Here is a 4,075-nt window from a genome sequence, read left to right as displayed (position 1 = left end):
ACTGGGCCACCACCGACCGCGTCTACATCAACATGGAAAACCGGGATGACTGAGGGACCTCAGGCCGAATTTCCATCCTTCAGGTTGCTCAATCAGCCAAGGAACTGGGCGCGCACGTGCGCAAGGGCGAGAAGGGCTCGCCGGTCGTCTACGCCAACACGATCACCCGCACCGATGAGACTGACGACGGCGAGACGGTCGAGCAGCACATCCCCTTCATGAAGGCCTACACGGTGTTCAACTGCGAGCAGATCGAGAACTTGCCGGACCATTACTATACCAGGCCCGAACCCCGTGCCGACGGCCCGCGGCGCATCGCCCACGCCGAGGACTTCTTCGCCAACATCGGTGTGCGGATCGTCACCGGCGGGACCGAGGCCAGCTACAACGTGGCCCTGGACCGCATCCGCATCCCGCCGATCGAGGCCTTCCGCGACGCCGACAGCTTTTACAGTACCCTCGGGCACGAGGCCACGCATTCGACGCGCCACCCGGACCGGCTGGCCCGGGACTTCGGCCGCAAGACGTTCGGCGACGAAGGCTACGCCCGCGAGGAACTCGTGGCCGAACTCGGCGCGGCGTTCCTGTGCGCCGACCTCGACCTGACGCTACGCGTCCGCGAGGATCACGCCCCGTACATCGACCACTGGGTCTCGGTGCTCAAGACGGACAAGAGGGCCATCTTCTCCGCCGCCGCTCACGCCCAGCGCGCCGCCGACTACCTGCATGGCCTCCAGCCACGCGCCGAGGTGGACCCCATCCCGCGGACCAGCAAGGCCGCCGAATAAGCGCCTCAATCCCTCACGGCTCGACATAGCGGCGCCGCGTCCCATCCCGGGCGCGGCGCTGATGCCGTGATATGCGGCGTGTAAATATAGCTTGAAGCCTATATAGGTCCTGTGCTATATTTAAATGATGTGGGATGTGCTGTTTGACGAGGCCTTCGAGCCCGAATTCGATGCGTTTGACGAGGATGTCCAGGACGCCATCCTCGCGCGCGTCGCGGTGTTGGAGCGCGAAGGCCCGCAGCTTGGCCGCCCGTATGTCGATACCCTGAACGGGTCGCGGCACGCCAACATGAAGGAACTGCGGTGCACGGCGGCCCATGGCGTCTGGCGCGTGGCCTTCGCCTTCGATCCCGAACGCAATGCCATCCTGCTGGCGGCCGGCGACAAATCGGGCGGCAGTCAGAAGCGGTTCTACAAGACGCTCGTGGCCAAGGCCGACGAGCGGTTCGACCGGCACGTGAGCCAGCGGAAAGGAGGATGATGATGGCCAAGACACTGAGAGACAAGATGGCGGAATTGCCGCCGGAGCGCCGGGCCAGGATCGAGGCCGAGGCCGACCGGCTGCATGCGGCCTATCAGACGCTGAAAGAGTTGCGCAAGGCCCAGGATCTGACGCAGGCGCAGATGGCGGAGATGCTGGGGATCCGCCAGGCCACGGTGGCCCAGCTCGAAAAGCGCAGCGACCTGATGCTCTCCACCCTGCGCAGCTACGTCGAGGCCATGGGCGGCTCGCTGAAGCTGACCGTGGAGTTTCCGGGGCGTCCGCCGGTGTCGCTGGACGGCTTTTCAGATGCATCGGGCAGCCACGCCCACCCCAACGGTGCGTGACCGCCCATGACCGAGCGGATTGAAAAGATCGGCATGAGGCCCGTCCATCCTGGCGAATTCATCCGCGAGGAAATCCTCGCCGAACTGGGTCTGTCCGTGTCCCGGGCCGCAGAAATCCTGGGCGTGCGTCGCGCGACCCTGTCCGATCTCGTCAACGAGAAGGCGGCCCTGTCCCCCGAGTTGGCCCTGCGCATCGAGAAGGCCTTCAGCGTTTCGATGGAGCTGCTGTTGCCGATGCAGGTCCAGTTCGACGTCTTCACCATGCGCAACCGCGCCGACACCATCGACGTCAACCCTTACGTCTCCGCCTGACCGCACGGCTCATCCGGTATAATCCGGTCGGCAATCCGGTTGCTTAATCCGGCATAATCCGGTATATTTGCCGGTATGGTCAACACGGACTCGATACAGATCACGCCGGATATCCTCTCCCTCATCGCGGAAATCGACGAGTTCAAGGGCGCTTGGCGCGCGCTTGGCACGCTGGCCCCGGACCGGCTGAACGCCTTGCGGCACGTGGCGACCATCGAAAGTATCGGGTCATCCACCCGGATCGAGGGCAGCCGGTTGACCGACCGCGAGGTCGAACGCCTGTTGTCCGACCTGCGGATTACCCGGCTGGACAGCCGCGACGAACAGGAAGTCGCCGGATATGCCGAGGTCATGGACACCATCATCCATGCCTGGGCGGACATTCCGGTCACCGAGAACCACATCAAACAGCTTCACCGCGATCTTCTGAAGCACAGCGCCAAGGACGAACGGCATCGGGGTGCTTACAAGACCTTGCGCAATGATGTCGGCGCCTTCGATGCGGACGGCACGATGATCGGCGTCGTGTTCGAGACGGCGACGCCTTTCGACACGCCGCGCAAGATGGAAGCTCTGGTGGCCTGGCTGGCCGAGGCCCGAGAGGTGGGTCGGCTCCATCCGCTGCTGATCGTCGCCGTGTTCGTCGTCGTCTTCCTGGCCATCCATCCCTTTCAGGACGGCAACGGACGGCTGAGCCGAGCGCTCACGACGCTTCTGCTGTTGCAGGCGGGTTATGCCTACGTGCCGTATTCGTCTCTGGAGAGCGTGATCGAGCAGAACAAGGAGGGCTACTATATGGCCCTGCGTCAGACCCAGGGCACCATCGAGGCCGAATCCCCGGACTGGCAGCCCTGGCTGGTGTTCTTCCTGCGCGCGCTCCAGCAGCAAAAGCGGCGGCTGGAGGCCAAGGTCGAGCGCGAACGCCGCGCCCAGACCGACCTGACGGATATCGCCATCCGCATTCTCGACTACGCGCGCGATCACGGCCGCGTCACGACGCGCGACATGGTCCGCCAACACGGCGCCAGCCCCAACACGACGAAGGCCACCTTCGCCTCCCTCGTCGCCAAGGGACTTCTCGTGCGCCACGGCGCGGGCCGCTCGACCTGGTACGGCCTCCCGTGAAGGTCACCCCCGCGCGGTTGTAGAGGAAGAGGACGTCTTCGGTTTTGTGACGGAGTCGAAAGGAGAGGGAGGGTCCTTCTCCGCTCCGTCACAACACCAACCAAGGAGACGACCCATGACCTTTCTGCCGAAATCCATCCACGACCGCCTGCTGGCCAACGGCCGCCGTCAGGACCCGGTGCGCGGCACCGAGGACGAAATCGACGTCCACCCCGTCGTGAAGCTGTTCACCCCGGACGCGGGCTGCACCTGGCTGCTGACCGAGGCCGATCCGGCCGCGCCGGATCTGGCGTTCGGCCTGTGCGATCTGGGGCTCGGTTTTCCGGAACTGGGATACGTTTCCCTCGCGGAACTGGCCAGCGTGCGCGGGCGGCTCGGCCTCCCGGTCGAGGTCGACCGGCACTTCAAGGCCACCAAGCCCATCAGCCGCTACGCCGCCGACGCGGCCGCCGCCGGCCACATCGCAGCGTAAGGGGGCGACCATGAGCACCAATATCACAGAGGCGCAAATGTCATGTTCCGAGGGTCGATGAGGAGCTTAAGATCGCAGGCGGTCGCCTGGCCCATTCCGTATTCTTCAAGGTCTTCGACCTTAGGTCGAACATCGAGAGCTTCGAAACGGTTTGACCGATACTGCCATTCCGAATCATCGGTCTGTTCGAAGAAGACCTTCGCGCTGAAGGTTATGCTGGTGTCGGCAAATGACGTGCTGTTGAAATACAGCCCTTCGGGCGGCGACGATGGTTCTTCAATCTCAAGCGTCCGGAACTCGAAGCGAGCCTGCGATTTAGGATTGAGCAGAATGTCCACTGCCATACGTGCTTCATTTGCCTCCCAGAACGCATCGAAGGTGAATCTAGCGGTAGAGCGAAGGCCTGCATTCGTGAGAAGCTGGAGCCACCCGTCCAAGAATGCGGAGATCAGCGGAAAAGGCTTATCCCTTTGCTTCCGGTGCGATCAACATATCGTAGGTGATGGGGCCTTTGGTGGTGACGATTCCCAGGAGGGATCGAAAGGCTGCG

7 protein-coding genes are annotated in these 4,075 nt (G+C 63.5%); 6 read left to right on the top strand and 1 reads right to left on the bottom strand.

The features are described from left to right. The first annotated feature begins 68 nt into the window (after positions 1-68). The 6 genes from GGD89_RS19255 (at position 69) to GGD89_RS19230 (ending at position 3,525) form a co-directional block, all read left to right on the top strand. On the top strand, positions 69-788 hold the full coding sequence (locus GGD89_RS19255; protein WP_184049053.1) for a zincin-like metallopeptidase domain-containing protein: 720 nt from the start codon (positions 69-71) through the stop codon (positions 786-788). Between the two features lie 127 nt (positions 789-915). Beyond that, entirely contained in the window at positions 916-1,269 is a 354-nt protein-coding gene (locus tag GGD89_RS19250; protein ID WP_246423233.1) for a type II toxin-antitoxin system RelE/ParE family toxin, read from the top strand. A gap of 2 nt (positions 1,270-1,271) precedes the next feature. Continuing rightward, a complete protein-coding gene (locus GGD89_RS19245; RefSeq protein ID WP_184049047.1) occupies positions 1,272-1,616 on the top strand; it encodes a helix-turn-helix domain-containing protein in 345 nt (114 codons plus the stop codon). A gap of 6 nt (positions 1,617-1,622) precedes the next feature. Beyond that, positions 1,623-1,928 carry a HigA family addiction module antitoxin gene (locus tag GGD89_RS19240; RefSeq protein WP_184049044.1) on the top strand — a complete coding sequence of 102 codons (306 nt, stop codon included), beginning with the start codon at positions 1,623-1,625 and terminating at the stop codon, positions 1,926-1,928. A gap of 75 nt (positions 1,929-2,003) precedes the next feature. Then, on the top strand, positions 2,004-3,053 hold the full coding sequence (locus tag GGD89_RS19235) for a Fic family protein (protein ID WP_184049041.1): 1,050 nt from the start codon (positions 2,004-2,006) through the stop codon (positions 3,051-3,053). Positions 3,054-3,168: 115 nt separating this feature from the next. Next, entirely contained in the window at positions 3,169-3,525 is a 357-nt protein-coding gene (locus GGD89_RS19230; protein WP_184049038.1) for a DUF2958 domain-containing protein, read from the top strand. Positions 3,526-3,548: 23 nt separating this feature from the next. Here GGD89_RS19230 and GGD89_RS19225 read toward each other — a convergent pair whose 3' ends face one another. Continuing rightward, positions 3,549-3,869, bottom strand: coding sequence for a hypothetical protein (locus GGD89_RS19225; RefSeq protein WP_184049035.1), 321 nt, complete (start codon positions 3,867-3,869; stop codon positions 3,549-3,551). Between the last annotated feature and the right edge of the window lie 206 nt (positions 3,870-4,075).

It is taken from the genome of Roseospira visakhapatnamensis (assembly GCF_014197915.1).
GTDB classification, from domain to species: domain Bacteria; phylum Pseudomonadota; class Alphaproteobacteria; order Rhodospirillales; family Rhodospirillaceae; genus Rhodospira; species Rhodospira visakhapatnamensis.
The sequence above is the reverse complement of the archived record's forward strand: the minus strand, read 5'-3'. Positions and strand labels throughout refer to the sequence as shown.